Raw genomic sequence first — 777 nt, forward strand, 5'->3', positions numbered from 1 at the left:
GATGTCAGCACCATGGACACCAGCGACCTGCCAGCCCTCTTCCCTCCGCGCATCGCCGTCTTCAGGACCACCAGCCTGCCCCGGCTTCCCGCCCGAGCGAGTGTCTCAGAAGTCATGACACTCAGATGTCTCAGAAGTGAGGAGACAGCACAGTACCTTTACCCTACGAACCCGAGACTTAACCTACGAACTCGCGGCGGCCCAGCCGCGCCTAGTCCCGCACCGTGACCCCGACGTCGGCCATCTTCCGCTCCGTCCACGGGGCGACGATGAACAGGATGATGGCCACGGCGACCGTCACGGCCCCCAGGCCGTAGTAGTAGGTGGAGTTCGCGACGTTCTCCGTCCTGGAGATGATGAAGCCGGCCAGCCCCTGGCCGGTGGCCGTCGTCAGCAGCCACAGGCTCATCGTCTGGGAGGCGAAGCTCTTGGGTGCCAGCGCCGACGTCGTGGACAGGCCCACCGGGGACAGGAAGAGCTCGGCGACGGTCTGGATGATGAAGACCACCGCCAGGAACCACCAGGGGGACAGCTTCGCGCCGCCCGGCCAGATCTGGAAGCCGTAGCCCAGGATGAAGGCCGATCCTCCGATGATGAGTACCGAGATGGCGAACTTCATGATGGTGGAGGGGAACCGGCCCGCCCGCCGGGTGAAGAGCCAGCCGATGAATGGGGCCAGGATGACGATCGTGGCCGGGTTGATGGACTGGTAGGTCTCGGGGGTGATGGCCCAGCCGAGCCACGGGATGCGGCCGTCGGTGTTGTCCTTGGCGAAGG

The 777-nt window shown here is 65.4% G+C and carries 1 pseudogene; it reads right to left on the minus strand.

The features are described 5' to 3' along the window. Positions 1-211: 211 nt before the first annotated feature. Positions 212-777 (minus strand): annotated as a pseudogene (locus HMPREF2883_RS15650) (MFS transporter); the annotation flags it as partial.

The sequence above is a fragment of the Actinomyces sp. HMSC075C01 genome, from assembly GCF_001812965.1.
Taxonomy (GTDB): Bacteria; Actinomycetota; Actinomycetes; order Actinomycetales; family Actinomycetaceae; genus Actinomyces; species Actinomyces acetigenes.